The sequence below is a fragment of the Lentzea xerophila genome, from assembly GCF_051094245.1.
GTDB lineage: Bacteria > Actinomycetota > Actinomycetes > Mycobacteriales > Pseudonocardiaceae > Lentzea > Lentzea xerophila.
The window spans coordinates 428,822-447,143 of the sequence record NZ_CP194934.1 but is presented as its reverse complement, the minus strand read 5'-3'; the positions used below and the strand labels follow the sequence as shown (position 1 = coordinate 447,143).

Below are 18,322 nucleotides of genomic sequence, written 5' to 3'. Positions count from 1 at the left end.
TCCAGTGGTTCGGTGTGGCCAGAACGGAACCACCGACAACTTTTTTTGTCAAGACCAGAACTACTGTCTTGACGAAGTGAATCGTCGGTAGCAGGATGAGACCATCCGCTGACAGAACAGGGAGAGCTGATGGGCCACGAGTTCACGAGCACCGACGACATCGAGGTGCCGGCGTCCGTCGAGGACGTCTGGACGGCCATCGCGACAGGGCCGGGCATCGACTCGTGGTTCATGGGCCGCAACGAGGTGGCGAACGGCCAGGTCAAGATGGCCTTCGGCGGGTACGGGCCGACGAGTGACATCACCGCGTCGGAGCCCCTGCGGCACTTCGCGTACGACACCGGCAAGGCGCCCGACGGCCGGTTCGTCGCCTACGAGTTCCTCGTCGAGGGCCGCGACCACGGCAGCACCGTGCTGCGGATGGTGACGAGCGGCTTCCTGCCCGGCGACGACTGGGCCGACGAGTTCGAGGCGATGACGCTGGGCGGCGCGCTGTTCCGCCGCACGTTGCTCGAATACCTGACGTACTTCCCCGGCCGCACGGCCCGTCCGCTCACGGTCTTCGGGCCGATGGTCTCCGACTGGGACGCGGCCTGGAAGAAGCTGGACGCGACGCTGCCCGGGAAGCTCCCGGACGCCGTCGAGTACCACCGCAACGACCACACGCTCGGCCTGCGCACCGGCGCCGGGATGTACCGGTTCCTGCGCGGCTTCCACGGCCCGATGATCGCCGCACACCACGACTTCTCCGGCGACGAGTCCGAACAGGACTGGCAGGACTTCCTCGACACGACCCTGGGAGAGCAGAAATGACGCGCTTCACGACCTCCGCGGACGGCACCGAGATCGCCTACTCGATCACCGGCTCCGGCCCGGCGCTGCTCCTCGTCGACGGCGCCATGTGCCACCGCATGTTCGGCCCGACCACGGAGCTCGCGTCCGTGCTGGACAAGAACTTCACCGTCTACACCTACGACCGGCGCGGCCGCGGCGAGACCGGTGACGGCGCGACGCCGTGGTCGCTCGAGCGCGAGGTCGAGGACATCGACGCGGTCATCAAGGAGGCCGGCGGCAGCGCGTTCGTGTTCGGCGTGTCCTCGGGCGCGGTGCTCGCGATGGAGGCCGCGTCACGGCTGCCCGGCATCACGCGGCTCGCCCTGTACGAAGCACCGTTCGTCGTGGACGGCACGTACGAGCCGCGGCCCGCGGACATCGTGCGGCAGATGAACGACATGCTCGCGCGCGACGACCGCTCCGGCATGCTCTCGAAGTTCATGAAGATGGTCGGCACACCCGGTTTCGGTGTCGCGATCATGAAGCTGACCCCGGTGTGGAGGAAGCTCAAGCCGGTCGCGCACACGCTGCCGTGGGACCTGACGATCCTGGGCGACGACGGCCGCGGCACGCCCCTGCCCACCGGCCGCTGGAACGTCAAGGTGCCGACGCTCGCCATGGACGGCGGCAAGAGCCCCGAGTACCTCCGCAACGCCATGAAGAACGTCGCGGAGGTGCTGGGACCGGACACCGAGTACCGGACGCTGCCCGGTCAGACGCACATGTACAAGTCGGCGGTCGTGGCGCCGGAACTGGTGGAGTTCTTCTCACGGGCCCAGCGCACCGCGGGCCCCATCGCGTAACCGGCGACGACGAACAGCCCGCCGACGACGAGCCAGCCGACCGCGCCCCAGCCCAGCACGACGGTGGTGAGCAGGGCGGGGCCGACCATGCGCGCGACGGCCGTTCCGGTCGCGAAGAAACCCTGGTACTGGCCCTGCCGGTCGGCGGGCGCGAGGGAGAAGCTGATCTCCCACGCCCCGGAGGCGAGCATCATCTCGCCGAGCACCTGCAACGCGGCGGCCGCGATCAACAACGCCGCCGCGGGCCAGGCGCCGAAGCTGAACGCCGTCACCGCGAACACCGCGCAGGACGCGAGCATGACCAGTCCGGCGTGCCGCACGAGGGCCGAGGCCTTGGTGAGCCCGTCCGCCCTGCGGGCGATCCGGACCTGGAACAGCACGACGGCCGCGGTGTTGAGCACCAGCAACGCGGCCGCGAGCCAGGTCGGCGCCTCGGTCCGCTGCACGATCCACAGCGGAATGATCAGGCTCAGCAGCGGCAGGTAGAGCAGCATCACGGCGTTGATCAGCGTGATCAGCGCGTACGGGCGGTCCCTGAGGACGTCGAACCTGCCCTTCGCCCTGGTCATCACGGTCTCCGGCAGGGTGCTCAGGATGGCTGCCGCTGCCAGGAAGCTCAGCACGTCGAGCACGAACACGGCCGTGTAGGCGGCTTCGGTGCCGAGGTGCAGCGCGAACCCGCCGGCCGCCGCGCCGATCGCGATGCCCGCGTTCGCCGTGGACTGGATGCGCGCACGAGCCCGTGTGCGTTCCTGCGGTGTGGTCAGCCCGGCGAGGAGTGCCTGCCGGGACGCCTGCAGTCCACTCTGGAAGCTCGCGTACAGACACATGACCAGCGCGAACGCGGCGAAGTTCCGGGTGAAGAGCAGGATCGCGATGCTGGTGGCCGTCGCGGTGGCGAGCACGACGGCGGTGGTGCGTGGCCCCAGCCGGTCGGCGAGGTGGCCCAGGGCGACTCCGGCGACGGCTCCGACGCCCCACGCGAGGGTCAGCGCGAGCCCGGCCCTGGCCGCGCTCAGGCCGACGACCTGCGTGAAGTAGAGAGCGGAGACGACGAGGAAGCCGCCGTCGCCGATCGAGCTCGTCAGTTGCGCGTACGCGAGTCGCCTGGTCACACCGTTGAACGTAAGGCGCCGATTGGCCCTAGGTATGGGCCAAGATAGCGCCGATTCTCTGGGCCAATTCGGTCGTCAGGGGTGCATCCGGGCACCCTTGACGATCTTGTCGACGGCGTTCTTCTGGCCGTGCACCGCGATGCCGACGAGGTCGAGGTCCTGCGTGTGCACCTTGCGGACGGCGGCCCGGTTGTCCTCGTCGTTGCCGGTGGCGAACAGGTCCGCGGTGAAGATCGTGATGGCCTGGTCGCGGGCGAGGGCGCGTTCGTGGGCCTTCTTGACCAGGTCCTTGTCGCCCTGCAGCACCACGACGGGCTGGCCGAACATCGGCAGGTACTCGATGTCGTCGGCGTCGATGTAGGGCTCACCCCGCAGCGTTTCGGGCAGCCCGCTGACGAGGAAGGCGGTGACGTTCAGCGCCTGCCATCCGGCCAGGTCGTCCCGCAGCAGCACAGCGATCTTGGTGTCGAACATGGACCCACGATCGCGGGTGTGCGGGTGTCGCGTCTTGTACGTTTCTGACATGAGCGTCGCCGCGTGGAAGCCCGCAGTGGCGGGCGTGAAGGAGGTCTTCCACGCCTCCTTCACCACGCACGTCTACCCGGCGCACACGCACGACGCGTGGACGTTGATGCTGCTCGACACGGGTGCCGTGCGGTACGAACTGGACCGTCATGAGCACGGCGCGCTCGTTTCCGGCGTCACGCTGTTGCCGCCGCACGTGCCGCACGACGGCCGGTCCGCTCACCCGGCCGGGTTCCACAAGCGGGTGCTGTACCTGGACGACTCGGTGTTGCCGGCCGACCTGATCGGCAAGGCCGTCGACACCCCGATGCTGGTCGACCCGCTGCTGCGGCACCGGGTGCACCAGCTGCACCTGGCGCTGGACGAGCCGTTCGAGGCGTCGAGCCGCCTGGCGTTGATCACCGAGCGGCTCACCCACCACTTCGCGGGCACCGCGCCCGCCGTTCACGCCGACCCGACGCTGGCCGACCGGTTGCGGCAGCTGCTGGACGCCTCGCTGCCGGACGGGATCACGCTGAGCGACGCCGCCCAGGAGCTGCAGACGAGTCCGACGCACCTCGTGCGGGCGTTCAGCCGCCGGTTCGGGCTGCCTCCGCACCGGTACCTGACCGGGCGCCGGGTGGATCTCGCCCGCGGGTACCTGGTCGAGGGACGGTCCGCGGCGGAGGCGGCGGTATTGGCCGGGTTCCACGACCAGTCACATCTGACCCGCCATTTTCGCCGGGTCCTGGGTACGAGTCCCGGCCGCTTCGTACGCTGACCCCGTGCACGTCGGCATACTCGGGCCCGTTGAGGCGCACTCCCCGGACGGCAAGATCGCGGTGGGTGGCCCGCGTCCGCGCACCCTGCTCGCGGCGCTGGCGGTCCGGGTGGGTGAGATCGTTCCGCTCGACCGGTTGGTCGACGAGCTCTACGGCTCCGAGCCGCCGTCGGACGCCGCGAACGCCCTGCAGGGCCAGGTCTCGCGGCTGCGCCGGGCGCTCGGTGACGCGTCGCTGATCGAGTTCCACCCGGCCGGGTATCGCCTGGTGCTGCCCGCCGCGCAGGTCGACGCCCACCGGTTCGCCGCTCTCGCCTCGGACGGCGAGAAGGCGCTGGAGGACGGTGCCCCGAAGGCGGCGGAATCCCTTCTGTCCGAGGCACTTCAGCTGTGGCGTGGCCCGGCGCTCGCCGACGTCGCGCTGGCGGACCACGCGACCCGGCTGGAGCAACGGCGGTCGGCCGCCTCGGGTTCGCTGGTCGCCGCGCGGATCCGGCTCGGCAAGGCCGACGTGCGGGAGATCGAGGACCTCGTCCGGCAGAGCCCGCTGGACGAACGCCTGCGCGGCTACCTCATGCAGGCGTTGCACCAGCAGGGCCGCCAGGCCGAGGCGTTGCAGGCGTTCGAGGACGCGCGCTCCCTGCTGGCCGACGAGCTGGGCACGGACCCGTCACCGGAACTGCGCGCCGTCCACCTGCGGATCCTGCGCGGCCAGACCCACCGCGAACCGCCGGCCCAGCTGACCAGTTTCGTCGGCAGGCAGGAGGAACTGCGGCGGATCGCGGCACTGTCCTCCCGCCTCGTCACGCTCACCGGCCCCGGCGGCGCGGGCAAGACCAGGCTCGCGCTGCAGGCGGCCGGTCCCGGCGCGATCTTCGTGGACCTGGCACCGGCGAAGGACGTCGCGGCGGCCACGTTGCAGGCGTTGGGCCTCAAGGAGACCGTGCTGGAGCCGGAGGACCGGCTGACGCTGGCCCTGCGCGAACGCTCGGCCCTGCTGGTCCTGGACAACTGCGAGCACCTGATCGTCCAGGCCGCCCAGCTGGCCGGGCATCTGCTCAGCACGTGCCCATCCCTGCGGATCCTCGCCACCAGCCGGGAGGCGCTCGGCATCACCGGCGAGACGCTGTGCCCGGTGCCGCCGCTCGACCCCGAGCAGAGCGTGGACCTGTTCACCGACCGCGCCCGCCTGGTCAACCCGGCGTTCGTGCGCGACCGGCACACCGCCGACATCTGCCGGGAACTGGACGGCCTCCCGCTGGCGATCGAACTGGCCGCCGCACGCACCCGGACGTTGACCGCGCGCGAGATCGCGGACCGCCTCAACGACCGGTTCCGCTTGCTCACCAAGGGAAACCGCGCCGCCGCACCGCGCCACCAGACCCTGCGTGCCGTCGTGGAGTGGAGCTGGAACCTGCTGTCCCCCGACGAACGCGACCTGGCCGCGTGCCTCGCCACGTTCAGCGGCGGGGCGACACTCGACGCCGTGGAACAGGTCTGCGGCCACGACCTCGAAGTGCTGGACGCGTTGGTGGACAAGTCCCTGGTGGAGGCCTCCGACGGTCGTTACCGGATGCTGGAGACCATCCGCGAGTTCTGCTCGGAACACAAGCGTGTCGACGCCGCCCATGCCGCGTACTTCCACGCTCTGGCCCGGCGCGCGGACCCCGAACTGCGGCAGCGGAACCAGGTCCAGTGGCTGACGCGGCTCAACGGCGAACACGCGAACCTGATGCAGGCCGTCGAGTGGACGACCGAGCACGAGCCGGAGCGGGCGCTGCGGCTCGTCAGCGACCTCGCCTGGTACTGGTACCTGAAGGGCAGCCGCACCGAAGTCCAAGGCGTGGCAAGGAAACTCCTCTCCGTCGTCGACGAGGAGATCAGCGAGCAGTACGCGATCCTGCTGGCACTGGCCGACCCGGAACGCGTGCAGGACGTGCTCGCACAGCTCAGGGGCCCGATCACCCAGCCGTTCGTGCTCATCGCCTGGGCGATGCTGACCGGCCCGCCGGACCCCACGGCCCCGCGCACCCCGTTGCAGGACGAGATCGAGCACAGCGACGACCCGTGGATCCAGGGCCTCGTCGGCTTCAGCAACTCCTACACCGGCTATGCCGCGCGCGGTGACCGCGCGCGGGCGATCGAGCAGTCCCGCGAGGCGTTGCGGCAGTTCCAGGACCTGGGCGAACGCTGGGGCGCGGCCCAGGTCCTGGACGTGCTGGCCACCCTCACCGAGGACCCGCGCGAGGCGCTGGCCCTGACCGACGAGGCCCTCCGGGTCGTGGCGGAGCTGGGCGCCATCGAGGAGCTGGCCGAGCTGCGGGGCCGGCGCGCGGACAGGTTGCTCGACATCGACCAGGACGCAGCCGAACGCGACTACCTCCAGGCGCTGGAGATGGCGACGACGGCGGGTCTGGCCGCCACCAGGGCCCTCGCGAACACCGGACTCGCCAGGATCGCGCACCGCAGAGGTGACCAGGCACGGGCCGAGCGGTTGCTGCGGGAAGCCAGGGGCGAGCTCGGGTTCGGCTGGCTGCACGCGGCGGCCAGGCAGCAGGTGGAGGAGGTGTTCACCGAACTGGTGCGTACTCCGGAAGCTTGATCGCGGTGGCGGCCTTCAGGTCCATCCGCGCGACCATCGGCATCTTCGGCAGCAGCCCGAACATCCGGTCCCTCAGCCACATCCCGAGCCTGCTGCCCGGCGCGAGGAACGGCCCCGGATTGCCCTGGCAGCCGCGGGCGTACGGCCCGATCAGGGCTTCGTAGCGGGCGAAGGCGTCGCCTCCCGCCGCCATCTCCCCCGCCAGCACGTAGGCCGACACGACCGCGAGCCCGGTACCCATGCCACCCAGCGTGGACCCGTACCCGGCGTCGCCGATCAGCGTGACGCGCCCCGAGCTCACCGCCGGCATCCGCACCCGGCTGATCGAGTCGAAGTAGATTCCCGGCGCCACCAACGACTCCGGCATCAGCTCGGGCGGCACCGAGGACTTGTACATCAGCCACCCCGGCGAGCTCAGCACGCCCGGTGAGCACGTCATGTCGTGGTCGTCGCCCTCGGCGTCCCAGATCGCGAAGTAGTAGCCCTGGAACTTCGGCCGGTACGACGGGAAGACCAGCCGCCGCACGCCGGACCGCATCCCGTCGGCGCCGATCACGAAGTCGAACCGCCGCGAAGGCCCGTGCGCGAACGTGACGTCCACGCCGTTCCCGTCGTCGTGCAGCGAGGTGATCCAGTCGCCGAACACGTACTCGGTGCCGGGCGCGCTCAGCTCGTGGAGCAGCCGCGACAAATCGCCACGGCGGATCTCCACGTCGCCCGCGGTGAACGACCCGGGCAGCCGTGCGCGCTCGCGTCCGTCGAGACCGCGGAACACCATGTCGCGTGGCGTGGTCCGCTCGGCCAGCACCGCGTCCAGCAGGCCCATCCGCCTCAGCACCGACAGGTGTGCCTCGCCACGGAAGTCCACGGCCTGACCGCCGCCGCGCAGTGCCGGCGACCGTTCCACCACGACCGGGGAGAAGCCGAACCGTGCCAACCAGAATGCGAGCGCGGGCCCGGCGATGCCCGCTCCCGAGATGAGTACGTCCATGCACGGGATGCAACGCCGGGCCGCTGACCGAACGCCTACGGTTCGCTGATGATCTTCAGCATCTGCGAGATCTGGCCCTGCCGGGAGGTGACCACGCGTTCGGCGTAGGCCGTGGTCTCCGGGTTCATGCCGTCCTTCTTCTCCGCGAGGGCCATCTGCACCGCGGCGCCCTGGTGCCCGGTCATCAGGTTCATGAAGGACATGTCGAACTCGGAACCGCTCTTGTCCTTGGTGTCGTTGATGACCTTGTCGTCGAGCAACGGCTGGCCGCCGTGAGCGGCGTGCAGGTCCGCACCGCCCCCTTCCTGCTTGCCCCAGAGCTTCAGCCACGACTTGAGCATGGAGAGCTCCTCGCGCTGGGTCACGTCGATCGCGCCCGCGAGGTCCTTCGCCTCCTGCCTGGTCGCCTTCGCCATCGCCACCTGCGAGAGGCTGATACCGAGCTGCAGGTGGTCCACCATCATCTGCACGAACTGCACGTCCGCGTCGTTGAACCTCGCACTGGCGGCCGGAACGGGTGGTGCGGCGGAGGACGCGCCGTGCCCGTGGGCCTGCCGGCCCTCCGGCACGACGGCCTCTCCGCCACACCCCGCCAGCGCCAGCACGGCGATCGCGATCACCAGGCGCTTCATCGGATCAGATCTTCTCCCACAGCGCGGCCACGTTCGGCGGCTCCCAGCCGGTCAGCGAGGTGTGGCCCTGCCGGCACCGGTAGGTGGAGCCGCCGTAGGTCACGGACGCGCCGGTCGCGTACGACGTGTTCGCCGCCCAGGTGCCACCGGCGGGAGGCTGGGTGGTCGGCGGGTTCGACGTGGGCGGGTTCGTGGTCGGTGGGGTCGTGGTCGGCGGGTTCGTCGTGGTCGGGGGCTGAGTGCCGCCGCCACCGGTGATGTTGACGTCGATGCAGGAGTAGAACGCGGCGCCCGTGTCGGCGATGTTCCAGATCGCGAAGATCTTCTGCCGGCCGGAGAACCCGCTCAGGTTGACGGTGTGCCGCACCGGGTCGACCGGTGCCGCGTTGTTGCCGTTGACGTACGCGACGCGCGTGCCGTTGATGTAGTACTCGTAGTCACGCGTCTTGTGCCGGGCGGTGAACGTCCAGTTGACCGACAGGCTGGTGCCGGTGTTGGTCACCTTCCAGCCGAAGTTGTCGTTGTTCAGCACCTCGAAGTCGCCGCGACTGCCGTTGCAGTTCATCATGCCCTTGGGGCCCTCGGCGCTCTGCGGCTCCCAGGTGGGGGCACCGCAGTTCTGCACGGTCCCCGTCGCACACTGCGCCGCACGACTCGGCGGCGACGACACGTAACCGTGCGCGCTCGCCGAACCGACCGGCGTGATGAAGATGATGGCAGGGACGGCAGCCATGACGAGCGCCGCTTTACGGGTGAGATTCATCGTCCGAACTCCTTGGATCGTCCCAGGTGGGTGGATCCGTTGGCAGGGGGTGGGAACCGGGAGCGCTCCAGATGGCGCTCACCGATCCAGTTTCGGTGTGGTCTGGACCATAAACCGACTTTCGGAAAGTGGTCAAGTGATCACGATGCGAACGCAGAACTGGTTCCTGCCACCAGGTCCACGTGCCCGACTGGTCTTGTCCGCCGCCATTCGGGCCACTGAACCAGGCCGAACAGCTCACTGGTGAGAACCGCCGGGAACTGGGTAACCCCCGGCATGCGTGATTTCGACCAGCCCAGCAGGGCCGCCGGCCCCGGCGTCGTCGCCGATGGACCGACAGGAGCACCGACCGTGCTCGTAATCGATCCAGCCGGAGAGGCGGTGCACAACGAGATTCCCGCCACCTGGCGCGACCTGACGGACAGGATGCGCATCGTGTGGCTGCGCGTTCCCGCCGCCCCGAGTTGGAAGTCCACAGTGGACGCGGTGCTGACCAGGCACCGCGACGACGTCAAGCCCGTGCTCGACGTGGTCACGAGCGGCCCGATCGCGGCGGAGGTGGTCGATCTCGTACGCCAGCACGAAGACCTGGTCCGCTCGGTCCTGCTGGTGGACCCGGAGGTCGAGGTGGACGACCCGTTCGCCCAGGTCGTGGTCCGCAGCCACGACAGCCCGGACGACCGCATCGCGGCGCCACTCCCGCTGGGCCACCCCGACGTGGTCTTCGGCGTGGTGGAGGCGCTCAACAGGCTGAGCTGACCGCTGAGGTTCCGGAACTTTCGCTGAACCGGACAGAACGGCCGCCCGTATCCCTCGGCAGGGAACCGAGACGGGAGGCTTCATGCGAGCGCGTCTGCTCATCATCGTGCTAGGGCTGCTGGCGCTGACGGGCTGTTCATCGGTCGGCGGAGGCAACTCCGGCGAACCATCGGCCAACGAGGCGGACGCGACGTTCTCCTTGCGGATGATCCCCCATCACCGCCAGACGATCGACATCGCGAAGGTCGCCATGGAACGGTCCAAGGACCAGTTCGTGGTCGACGTGGCGGACAAGATCGCCACCGCCGAAGCGGGCGAGATCGAACAGATGGCCACCTACCTGCGAAGCTGGAACATCCAGGTCCCCGGCGACGACGCGAACGCCACCCACAAGATGGCGGGCATGATGACCGTCAAGGACGTCGAAACCCTGAAAGCCGCGCAGGGTAAGCAGTTCGACGACCTCTTCCTCGCCACCCTCTCCCGCCACCTCCGCAGCGGCGTCGACATGGCGAAGGACGCCCAGGCCAAGGGCGAGCACATCGGCTCGAAAGCCCTGGCTGGCAAGATCATCGTGTCGCAGACCGAGGTGCTCGACCAGATCAGTGCCAAGCAGAAGTCCTGACGCACCAGGACATCGCGTGCACGTCCACCGCCACGAGGCAGTGGACGTGTCGGCGTATCCGCACCCACCAGCCCCCGAAACTCGCTCGGCACCCCAACATCACGCCCAATAACCTCCCCACCATGTACCCACAGGTGGAGCCCTACGCCCAAGGCATGCTCGAAGTCGGAGACGGTCAGCGAATCCACTGGGAGGCCAGCGGAAACCCCAGCGGCAAACCAGCGGTCGTCTTCCACGGCGGCCCTGGCTCCGGCTCGTCCCCGCGATGGCGTGAGGACTTCGACCCGGACCACTGGAACCTGATCCTGTGGGACCAGCGCGGCGCGGGCAGGAGCACGCCGTCGGCCGCGGACCCCGCCACCAGCATGGCGCACAACACCACCCAGCACCTGATCGACGACGCCGAGAAACTCCGCGAGCACCTCGGCATCGACAGGTGGCTGCTGATCGGCGGATCCTGGGGCTCCACCCTGATCCTCGCCTACGCCATCCAGCACCCGGACCGCGTCAGCGAGATCATCATCCCCGCCGTCACCACCTCACGCCCGGAAGAACACGCGTGGATCACCCGCGGCCTGGGCATGTTCTTCCCCGACTACTTCGAGGCGTTCCGCGACGGCGTCCCCGAACAGGACCGCGACGGCAACCTGGCCCTGGCCTACAACAGACTCCTCAACTCACCGGATCCGGCCGTCCGGAAGAAGGCCGCCTGGGACTGGAACAAGTGGGACCTCGCCACGATCACCGGTGGCGACAACGACTTCGCCGGCACGAGGTACGAAGACCCGGTCACCCGCTACCGGCTCGCCCGGACCGTGACCCACTACTGGGGCAACGAGGCGTTCCTCGAGCCCGGCTACATCTTCGATAACCTCGACAGGCTGAAGGGCATCCCCGGCATCCTGATCCACGGCCGCAACGACTTCGGCGGGCCGCTGCACACCGCGTGGGAGGTCGCGAAGAGGTGGCCCGACGCCGAACTGGTCATCCTGAACGACGCCGGCCACGTCATCATGGAGGGCAACAGCATGGACCGGGCCATCACCGCTGCCGTGCACAAGTTCCGTTAGGGCGCGACGGGTCCGGGCCGGTGGTAGAGATCCTCACCGACCCACCTGATCCGGTCGGAGAACCCGAACCCCGGCGCTGGAACGAAGTTCGCGGCGTCGTCCACGGAACCGGAGCCGGAGTACTCGGCCCGCAACGGGTACGGGAAAACCGGCCGGGTGCGCACGACGTTGCCGTCCTGGTCCCGCCCGGTGGCGACGACGCGGAACGGCGCCTGGCCGCCCTCGACCCACGACACGAGTGAGCGGAACGGGTCGAACTCGGTCAGGGTGTCACCGCCGGCGCAGTGCCACATCGACGGCACGACGAACAGCCGGGCCCAGTCCTGCGCACGTCCGCCCGTCAGGCGCTGCCAGTAGTCGAGCGTGCCCTCGAACGGGATGCCCTGGTCTCCCGCACCGTGCCAGAGGATCAGCTTGCCGCCGGAGCGCTGGAACGGGCGCAGGTCGAGCGACAGCGCGTTCGCCTTCACGGTCTCCGGCACCAGCCGCCGGAACTCGCGCATGGTGAACTCGAACTCCTCCAGCGACGAGTGGGGCCGGCCGATCGGGTAGACGAGGTGCCTCAACCCGTTGTCCGCGAGCTCGGCGGCGATTCCCCTGCCGAGCTCCGGGCTCGGGTTGAGCCAGAACGTCCAGGAGATCTCCGAGCCGTAGGCCTGGCCGCCGGGGTAGAGCCGCACACCGCCGTCGGACGGACCGGCGTAGAGCCGGCGGACCCGCGCGATCTCGTCGCCGGTCAGCTGACCCGCCAGGGTCCCTGGATCGAACTGGCACAGGCGCGGGTCGTCGATCTGCCCGTCCACCAGGCCGTCCAGGCCGTCGCAGGCCTTCATCACCGCGCTGTGCAACAGGAAGATCTTGTCGTTCGGGATGGTGTTCCGGGCGATCCACGCCTGGTAGCCGATCAGCGCGGTGTAGTAGGCCGCCGGTGCCGCCGCGATGATGCCGTCGAAGTCGTGCGGGTAGCGCTGGGCCAGCAGCAGTCCTTCGCGCCCGCCGTTGGAGCAGCCGTTGAAGTACGACTTCGAGGGCGCCTTGCCGTAGAACACCGAGATGATGTGTTTGGACACCTTCGACAACGCGTGTGGCGCGCGGAAGAAGTAGTCGTCGCGCGCCGCCTGGTCGTCGGCCGCCCAGGTCGTGTCGAACCCGTTGCCCGGCGGCGAGACCTGGTGGCCGTCGTCCGTCGCCGCCACCGCGGCGTCACCGAACGCCGGTCCGCAGCCGTCCGGGAAGTCCGGGTCGTCGATGATCCCGCAGAACCCGCCACATCCGTACTGGAGATAGCGCCCCTGATAGCCGCGGGTCGGCAGCTTCAGCTGGAAGCCGATGTTCGGCTCGATCGTGCCGCGCACGTCGCAGAACTCCGTGGCACCGGTGACGACCACCGCCGACGCGACACGCGTGCGCGCGTCCGGAACGTCGAACGACCGCACCAGATCGGCACACGAGCGCACTGGACGAGAACCTGGACTCGCTGCGGCAGGGGCGATCCCCGCCGCGACCGTCGCCAGGACGACGAGTGATACCAACGACTTGCGATACATACAGCGTCCTTCCCCCTGTAGTCGGACGTACAAGGGAAGTCTTCCAGTTATCCGACGTGCACGCGCGGCCGTCGGGACGGATCGAAGTGCGCGTGCGGGATCACGCCGGTGGAGTCGCGCGGCGATCACTGCCGGAAGTCGGCCGGGAACCCCGTCTCCTGAACGGACAGTCCGGACGGACGCAGCGTTCCGATGGTGCCCTGCGCGTGCAGGTCGAGGAAGAGGTCCACGACGTCCGGATCGAACTGCTGGCCGCGCCCGGCCCACAGCTCGCGCCGCGCGCGGTTCTCGTCCAGGGCGGTCTGATGTGGACGGTTCGACCTCATCGCGGCCCACGCCACGCAGACGGACAGGATCCTCGCCTCCGCACGGATGTCCGCGCCGCGCAACCCGTCCGGATACCCGGCACCGTCGTAGCGCTCGTGCTGCTGCCTGATCACGTGCGCCACGCCCGCGAACCCCGGCACCATCCGCGCGAGCCGGTAGCCGAAGTCGGGGTGCTGGCGCAGCAACCGCCACTCCTCCTCCGTCAGCGCGCCGGGCTTGGTCAGCACCACCTCGGGAATGATGATCTTGCCGATGTCGTGCAGGCGACCGGAGAGCTGCGCGACCCTGATCGTCGGCGCGTCGAGCCCGAACTCGCCCGCGGCCACACCGGCCCAGCGCGACACCGACCGGCTGTGGTCGTAGCGGTGCAGCCATCCGTCCACCCGGTCGGCGACCTGGCAGAGGAACTCCGCCATCGCGCCGTCGGTGTCCGGGTCGACCGCGGGCAACGGCTCGGGGCCGACCGCGATCCTGTTGCGCCCCGCCGCTTTCGCCGCGTACAGCGCGCGGTCCGCGATCACCACGATGTCGTCGGGACCGTCGCCGTGCGTCGGGAAGCTCGCCGAGCCGACGGACACCGTGACGAACAGCGGGATGTCGTCGTTGCCCGCGTTGACCGGAAACGGTTTCTCCGCAACGCGTTCACGCAGCCGGTTCGCGATCACGGACAGCCGGCCGGGGCCCGCGTCCGGCACGAGCAGAGCGAACTCCTCGCCGCCGTAGCGCGCGAGCACCTCACCGGACCGGGAGGCGGCGCGCAGCCGTGCCGCGACCTCGATCAGCACGTCGTCGCCCGCGGGGTGGCCGTAGTTGTCGTTGATCGACTTGAAGCGGTCGACGTCGATGATGAACACCGCGACCGAGCCCTGGCTGCGCCGCGCGCGAGCGATCTCCAGCGGTAGCTGGGCTTCGAAGAACCGGCGGGTGTGCAGGCCGGTGAGGCTGTCGGTGATCGCGAGCTTGCGCTGGTCCGCGACGAGCCCCGTGAGCCGCGCGATGATCAGCAACGACAGCAACGCGCTGCCCGCCGCGATCACCAGGACGTCCTGCGTCGACTCGCCCACGTCGTGCACGAGCATCAGCACCGGCGCGGCGAGGGCGGCCGACGACAGCGCGATGATCCGGCCGCGGCTCAGGCCGACATCCTTGACGTGCGCGCGGTCGACGAGCCGCGCCATCGTCGGGTGCAGCGCGGCCGCGCCGATGAACAGGTTGGCCGAGAGCCAGATGGCGTCGAGGAAGTTGCCCGCGTGGTAGCTGCCGTCGAGGCGCTGCAGCACGTAGATGGTGTCCGCGGTCAGGATGCCCAGCAGGTTGCACGTCAGCAGGATGAACGCGCGCGGCCGCGGCCCGGCGCCGAAGATCAGGCGCAGCGCCACCACGAAGAGCGCGAGGTCCATCATCGGGTAGCCCAGCGACGCGATCTTCATCAGCACCGGCGACGTGAGCCGCGCCTGCGGGCCGATCACGTAGAGCCACGACGCCATGCCCGCGACGACCGCGAGCACCGCGGCGTCGAGCAGGCTCGGCAGGTCGAGGCCGGGGGTGCGGCGGCGGATCAGCAGGATCACACCCGCCACCATCAACGGGTAATGGCCCAGGTAGAAGATGTCCGCGTACGAGGGGTAAACCGTGTACTCGAAGATGTAGTGCGATGCGTAGAACGTCAGGTCGGCGATCGCGTAAACGACCTGGCTCAGTGCGAGGAACACCCATGGCCGCCTCCATTGGGGGCGGTTGTGCTTGACACCGGCGAATGTCGCGATGGCGGCCGAGGCGCTGATCGTGCAGTAGAGCACCACTCGTACCGTTTGCCCCGTTGTCCCCGCAGGGCTGACCGGAATCAGGTAGTAGACGCCCAGCAGCAGGTGACCTGCCACCAGATACATCCACCACGCTCCGGTCCGGCCGGCACGGAAGATGGTCACACGAGACCCCTCGATCTACGACTTGGTCCAGCCAGGTGATGATGCCCGACTCGGGATCATCGCGGCACCGCCGTTACTCCAATTAGGTGACCCACTAATACGGACGCCACCGCAAATCACCGTTCTGTTTTCCGTGTGTAACCGTTCCTCGCCCACAGGTGCTCCCCGAACGATTTTTGCATGACTTATCCCTGCGTGACGCGGATTCGCACACCTTCCGGTACCAAGGACACGTTCGCCAACAACTTCGACGTTCGTCGTTGACCGTTGCTCGTATGCGGCGGACGGACATTAGGACAGAACGTGGTGATCAGTAGAACGTTATCGACGCGGTGAGCACGGAGATCAACGGACTATCGTGAGCGCGTGGACGGCGTTCGGTTCGGGGTGCTTGGGCCGCTGCTCGTCACGCACGGGCAGCGGAACGTGCGCATTCCCGCAGGCCAGCCCCGTCAGGTCCTGGTGCTGCTGCTCCTGCACGCCGGCCGGACCGTCAGCGTCGACCACCTGATGTCGATCCTGTGGGACGGCGATCCTCCCGCCAGCGCGCGCAAGGCCGTGCAGGTGCACGTCTCGCAGCTCAGGAGGGCGCTCAGGGACCTTCCCGGGGTGACGCTGGGGTGGTCGCGGCAGGGGTACCGGCTCGACATCCCGGACCGCTCGCTCGACCTGCAGCTCTTCCGCGAGGCCCACGACCCCGACGAGGCGCTGGCCCTCTGGCGCGGACCGGCGCTGGCCGAGCTGACCACCAACACCCAGCTCGCGCACCAGTTGGAGGAGGAGCGGCTCGGGGCGATCGAGCGCCGCGTCGACAAGGCGATCAGGGAAGGCCGGCACCACGAGGTGATCGGCGAGCTGACCGGGTACGTCACCGACCACCCGACCAGGGAACGGCTGCGGGGCGCGCTCATGGTCGCCCTGCACCGCAGCGGGCGGCAGGCGGACGCGCTCAGGACCTACGACGAGGGCCGGCGGCAGCTCGCCGAGGAGCTCGGGCTCGATCCCGGCCAGGAGTTGAAGGACCTGCACGCCGCGATCCTGCGGGGCGACCTCCCCGCCGTTCCGCGCGAGCTGCCCGCGCGGCCCGATCCGTTCGTGGGGCGGCGCGCGGAGATCGAGCTGATCACCGGCTCGGCGGACACCGTGATCGCCGTGCACGGACCGGGTGGGCAGGGCAAGAGCGCGCTCGCCACGGCCGCGGCGCACGCGATGGCGGAACGTTTCCCGGACGGACAGTTGTACGCCGACCTGCACGGCGCCACGCCGGGCCGTGCGCCGCTCTCGCCCGCCGAGGTGATCAGGCGGTTCCTGCGCGCGCTCGGCACCCCGCCGCTCGCCGTGCCCACCGACACCTCCGAGGCCGCCGCGCTCTACCGGTCGACGCTGGCCAGGCGCAATGTGCTGGTCCTGCTCGACAACGCGGTGGACGCGGCGCAGGTCGGCCCGCTGCTGCCCGGCGAACCCGGTTCCGCCGTGCTGATCACCAGCCGCCGGATGCTCGCCACGCTCGGCGCCCGGCACGTCCGGCTCGACCCCCTGCCGGAAGCCGACGCGCTGCGGTTGCTGGGCGACGACAGCGCCGCGGCGAAGCAGGTCGCGAAGGCCTGCGACCACCTGCCGCTGGCCCTCACGATCGCGGCCGCGCGGTTGCGGTCAAGGCCGGACTGGACGACCGCGACGCTCGCGAAGCGGCTCGCGGACCAGCGCCACCGGCTCGACGAGCTGAACTTCGACGATCTCGGGGTGAGGTCGAGCTTCCAGCTGAGCTTCGAAGGCCTGAGCCCGTCCTCGACCAGGGCGTTCACGTTGCTGTGCGGCCTGAACGTGCCGACGGTCGGCGAGCAGGCCGCGCAGGCGTTGCTCGGGCAGGACGACGTGGACCGCGCGCTGGACCCGTTGGTGGACGCCAAACTCGTGGAGCCGTGCGGGCCGGAGCGGTACCGGGTGCACGACCTGTTGCGGTTGTTCGGCGCCGAGCAGGTGAACGACGAGAGACAGGAAGCGCTCGCCCGCGCGTTGACGTACTACCGCGAGACCCTCGCGGCGGCGCTGAAGAAGCTGCGGCCACACGCTTTCGGCGCGCTCACGTACTCCGCGACCGAGCAGGACGTCGACGAACCGTTGCGGTGGCTGACCGACGAGGCCGAGAACCTGCTGGCGGCGGCCAGATCCAGCGTGGCCGAACCGGCGTTGGCCGACCACGCCCTGGCGATCGCGCACATGCTCTACCCGCATCTGTTCAAACAGGACAGAGTGGCGGACCTGGTCGAACTGGGCCAGATCGCGGACCAGGCCGCGCGCACGATCGGCACCTCCGCCGCGATGCAGACGGCGCTTCTGGTGCGGTCGGCCGCGAACCGCAGGATCGGCTCGTTCGAGACCGCCCGCGCCCAGCTGGAGGAGGTGCTGCGGGCGCGCGCCGACGACCCGTTCGGACAGGGCCGCGCGCTCGCCGGCATCGGCACGATCCAACGGGAGCTGGGCGAACTGGAGCAGGCCGCGACGACCCTCGCGCAGGCGATCAAGCTCACCGCGGAGTACGGACCGGCCGGCGCGCACCGGGTTCCGCTGTCCGCGCTGGCTCAGGTGCACCAGGTCGCCGGCCGGTACGACCAGGCGCTCGACGCCGCCGCCGAAAGCCTCGGACACGCCCGGAACCACGGCGACGCGGCCGGAACGGCGTATGCGCTGGCCTCGCAGGGACAGGCGTTGTTCAAGCTCGGCCGGCTGAGCGAGGCCGAGGCCGCGCTGAGCGAGTGCATCGAGCTGTGCCGGATGACGGGCGAGCACAACGACGAGTGGCAGGCGCTGCTGTGCCGCGCGGAAGTGCTGCTGGCCGCGGGAAAGCCTGAAGAGGCCACAAAGGACGCCGAGCGGTGCCTGGAGATCACCAGCGCCCGCGGTGACCGTTACGGCGAGGGTGTCGCGCACCTCGTGCTCGCCAAGGCAGGCCGGGAGAAGCACGCGGACCGGGCGGCCGAACTGCTCGGCACACCCGGTCTGCGCAGGGACAACCTGTTGGACAGCCTGATCAGTTAGCT

Annotated in this window: 15 protein-coding genes; 8 read left to right on the top strand and 7 right to left on the bottom strand. The window is 69.6% G+C overall.

All coding sequences use genetic code 11. The features are described 5' to 3' along the window. The first annotated feature begins 129 nt into the window (after positions 1-129). Both ACRSBM_RS02205 and ACRSBM_RS02200 read left to right on the top strand, forming a co-directional pair. Complete coding sequence (locus tag ACRSBM_RS02205) at positions 130-813, top strand: SRPBCC family protein (RefSeq protein WP_434439134.1); 684 nt, start codon at positions 130-132, stop codon at positions 811-813. Continuing rightward, positions 810-1,637, top strand: a complete 828-nt coding sequence (locus ACRSBM_RS02200; protein WP_434439131.1) for an alpha/beta fold hydrolase — start codon at positions 810-812, stop codon at positions 1,635-1,637. The genes ACRSBM_RS02205 and ACRSBM_RS02200 overlap by 4 nt, the downstream gene beginning before the upstream one ends. Here the strand turns inward: ACRSBM_RS02200 and ACRSBM_RS02195 are convergent. Together ACRSBM_RS02195 and ACRSBM_RS02190 are read right to left on the bottom strand one after the other, a co-directional pair. Next, on the bottom strand, positions 1,547-2,752 hold the full coding sequence (locus ACRSBM_RS02195) for an MFS transporter (RefSeq protein WP_434439128.1): 1,206 nt from the start codon (positions 2,750-2,752) through the stop codon (positions 1,547-1,549). The two genes, ACRSBM_RS02200 and ACRSBM_RS02195, sit on opposite strands and share 91 nt — an antisense overlap. Before the next feature lie 75 nt (positions 2,753-2,827). Next, positions 2,828-3,226: a DUF2000 family protein gene (locus ACRSBM_RS02190; protein WP_434439125.1), complete on the bottom strand. Its 399-nt coding sequence runs from the start codon at positions 3,224-3,226 to the stop codon at positions 2,828-2,830. 49 nt (positions 3,227-3,275) lie between these two features. Here ACRSBM_RS02190 and ACRSBM_RS02185 point away from each other — a divergent pair, with 49 nt between their 5' ends. Continuing rightward, positions 3,276-4,037: an AraC family transcriptional regulator gene (locus ACRSBM_RS02185; protein ID WP_434439123.1), complete on the top strand. Its 762-nt coding sequence runs from the start codon at positions 3,276-3,278 to the stop codon at positions 4,035-4,037. Between the two features lie 4 nt (positions 4,038-4,041). Then, positions 4,042-6,639, top strand: a complete 2,598-nt coding sequence (locus ACRSBM_RS02180) for a BTAD domain-containing putative transcriptional regulator (RefSeq protein ID WP_434439121.1) — start codon at positions 4,042-4,044, stop codon at positions 6,637-6,639. Here ACRSBM_RS02180 and ACRSBM_RS02175 read toward each other — a convergent pair. From ACRSBM_RS02175 to ACRSBM_RS02165, 3 genes are read right to left on the bottom strand one after another with little or no spacing between them, the layout of a single operon-like run. Then, positions 6,608-7,630 (bottom strand): FAD-dependent monooxygenase, encoded by a 1,023-nt coding sequence (locus ACRSBM_RS02175; protein WP_434439118.1) that lies wholly within the window; start codon positions 7,628-7,630, stop codon positions 6,608-6,610. The genes ACRSBM_RS02180 and ACRSBM_RS02175 overlap by 32 nt on opposite strands. A 35-nt stretch (positions 7,631-7,665) precedes the next feature. Then, positions 7,666-8,262, bottom strand: a complete 597-nt coding sequence (locus ACRSBM_RS02170) for a DUF305 domain-containing protein (RefSeq protein WP_434439115.1) — start codon at positions 8,260-8,262, stop codon at positions 7,666-7,668. Between the two features lie 4 nt (positions 8,263-8,266). Continuing rightward, the gene (locus tag ACRSBM_RS02165; RefSeq protein WP_434439113.1) at positions 8,267-9,025 is read right to left on the bottom strand and encodes a lytic polysaccharide monooxygenase; all 759 of its coding nucleotides are present in this window, start codon (positions 9,023-9,025) and stop codon (positions 8,267-8,269) included. 276 nt (positions 9,026-9,301) lie between these two features. On the opposite strand from ACRSBM_RS02165, the gene ACRSBM_RS02160 reads away from it, so the two are divergent. From ACRSBM_RS02160 to pip, 3 genes are all read left to right on the top strand, one after another. Beyond that, positions 9,302-9,784: a hypothetical protein gene (locus ACRSBM_RS02160; RefSeq protein WP_434439110.1), complete on the top strand. Its 483-nt coding sequence runs from the start codon at positions 9,302-9,304 to the stop codon at positions 9,782-9,784. An 82-nt stretch (positions 9,785-9,866) separates the two neighbouring features. Further along, on the top strand, positions 9,867-10,409 hold the full coding sequence (locus tag ACRSBM_RS02155) for a DUF305 domain-containing protein (RefSeq protein ID WP_434439107.1): 543 nt from the start codon (positions 9,867-9,869) through the stop codon (positions 10,407-10,409). Positions 10,410-10,531: 122 nt separating this feature from the next. Further along, positions 10,532-11,479, top strand: a complete 948-nt coding sequence (pip, locus tag ACRSBM_RS02150; protein WP_434439105.1) for a prolyl aminopeptidase — start codon at positions 10,532-10,534, stop codon at positions 11,477-11,479. Here the strand turns inward: pip and ACRSBM_RS02145 are convergent. Together ACRSBM_RS02145 and ACRSBM_RS02140 are read right to left on the bottom strand one after the other, a co-directional pair. Next, on the bottom strand, positions 11,476-12,936 hold the full coding sequence (locus tag ACRSBM_RS02145; protein WP_434439102.1) for a tannase/feruloyl esterase family alpha/beta hydrolase: 1,461 nt from the start codon (positions 12,934-12,936) through the stop codon (positions 11,476-11,478). The genes pip and ACRSBM_RS02145 overlap by 4 nt on opposite strands. A gap of 215 nt (positions 12,937-13,151) precedes the next feature. Beyond that, positions 13,152-15,281, bottom strand: a complete 2,130-nt coding sequence (locus ACRSBM_RS02140) for a bifunctional diguanylate cyclase/phosphohydrolase (protein WP_434439098.1) — start codon at positions 15,279-15,281, stop codon at positions 13,152-13,154. A gap of 366 nt (positions 15,282-15,647) precedes the next feature. Here ACRSBM_RS02140 and ACRSBM_RS02135 point away from each other — a divergent pair, with 366 nt between their 5' ends. Next, positions 15,648-18,320, top strand: a complete 2,673-nt coding sequence (locus ACRSBM_RS02135) for a BTAD domain-containing putative transcriptional regulator (protein ID WP_434439096.1) — start codon at positions 15,648-15,650, stop codon at positions 18,318-18,320. Positions 18,321-18,322: the final 2 nt, after the last annotated feature.

Coding starts and splice junctions, on each gene's coding strand:
- ACRSBM_RS02200 (WP_434439131.1), top strand. CDS start 810: ATGACGCGCTTCACGACCTCCGCGGACGGCACCGAGATCGCCTACTCG.
- ACRSBM_RS02170 (WP_434439115.1), bottom strand. CDS start 8,262: ATGAAGCGCCTGGTGATCGCGATCGCCGTGCTGGCGCTGGCGGGGTGT.
- ACRSBM_RS02185 (WP_434439123.1), top strand. CDS start 3,276: ATGAGCGTCGCCGCGTGGAAGCCCGCAGTGGCGGGCGTGAAGGAGGTC.
- pip (WP_434439105.1), top strand. CDS start 10,532: ATGTACCCACAGGTGGAGCCCTACGCCCAAGGCATGCTCGAAGTCGGA.
- ACRSBM_RS02165 (WP_434439113.1), bottom strand. CDS start 9,025: ATGAATCTCACCCGTAAAGCGGCGCTCGTCATGGCTGCCGTCCCTGCC.
- ACRSBM_RS02190 (WP_434439125.1), bottom strand. CDS start 3,226: ATGTTCGACACCAAGATCGCTGTGCTGCTGCGGGACGACCTGGCCGGA.
- ACRSBM_RS02205 (WP_434439134.1), top strand. CDS start 130: ATGGGCCACGAGTTCACGAGCACCGACGACATCGAGGTGCCGGCGTCC.
- ACRSBM_RS02160 (WP_434439110.1), top strand. CDS start 9,302: ATGCGTGATTTCGACCAGCCCAGCAGGGCCGCCGGCCCCGGCGTCGTC.
- ACRSBM_RS02155 (WP_434439107.1), top strand. CDS start 9,867: ATGCGAGCGCGTCTGCTCATCATCGTGCTAGGGCTGCTGGCGCTGACG.
- ACRSBM_RS02175 (WP_434439118.1), bottom strand. CDS start 7,630: ATGGACGTACTCATCTCGGGAGCGGGCATCGCCGGGCCCGCGCTCGCA.